Source organism: Methylobacterium sp. WL103 (genome assembly GCF_008039885.1).
In the GTDB taxonomy this organism is placed as follows: domain Bacteria; phylum Pseudomonadota; class Alphaproteobacteria; order Rhizobiales; family Beijerinckiaceae; genus Methylobacterium; species Methylobacterium cerastii.
Genome location: NZ_VRUX01001030.1, coordinates 1 through 908, shown reverse-complemented (window position 1 = coordinate 908; position 908 = coordinate 1). Strand labels below are relative to the sequence as shown.

Here is a 908-nt window from a genome sequence, read left to right as displayed (position 1 = left end):
GGCGCCGCCAGCCCGCCCTTGCGCCAGCGCTCGGTCGGCCGGGTGATGCTGCGCGTCGCGGCCGACGGGGTGGGGACGGCGACGCGGATCGCGGACCTCGCCGAATCCGGCCCCTCGCGCCTGCGCTTCCCGCGCGCGCATGGCGGCACCCCCGAGGCGATCCTGGTCAACACCGCCGGCGGCATCGCCTGCGGCGACGACTTCGCGGTCGCGGTCGCGCTGGAGGCCGAACAGGCTGGCGACCAGTTCCACCAGCACGCGGGCGCTGCGGCCGCGCTCGTCCAGGAACGGGTTGAGCTCGACCACGTCGAGCGAGCCGACGAGGCCGGAATCGTGGAGCATTTCCATGATCAAGTGCGCCTCGCGGAACGTCGCCCCGCCGGGCACCGTGGTGCCGACGGCCGGCGCGAGGCCGGGATCGAGGAAGTCGATGTCGAAGCTGACATGCAGGTGGCCCGAGGCCGCCGCGACCCGCTCCAAGCTGCGCCGGAGCGGCGCCACCACGCCGAACTCGTCGATGTGGCGCATGTCGGTGACCTCGACGTTCCGCGCGGCCACGAGCGCCCGCTCGCCGGCATCGATCGAGCGCAGGCCGAACAGGTGGACGCGGGTCGGGTCGAGGGCGGGGCGGCCGGGGTCGGCGAACAGGTCGGACAAGCCGGGCTCGCCGCAGAGCGCCGCCAGGGGCATGCCGTGCAGATTCCCCGACGGCGAGGTCTCGGGGGTGTTGAAGTCGGCATGCGCGTCGAGCCAGAGCACGAAGAGCGGCCGGCCGGTCCGCGCGCAGTGGCGCATCGCCCCCTCCACGGTCCCGAGCGACAGGCTGTGGTCGCCGCCGAGGACCACGGGCAAGTCGCCCGCATAGAGCGCGGCCTCGACCCGCCGGGCGAGCGCGCGGGTCCAGGCGG

Annotated in this window: 1 protein-coding gene; it reads right to left on the bottom strand. The window is 74.9% G+C overall.

All coding sequences use genetic code 11. The features are described 5' to 3' along the window. On the bottom strand, positions 1-908 hold a 908-nt coding region (gene rocF, locus FV222_RS27540; RefSeq protein WP_246685712.1), incomplete at both ends, for an arginase.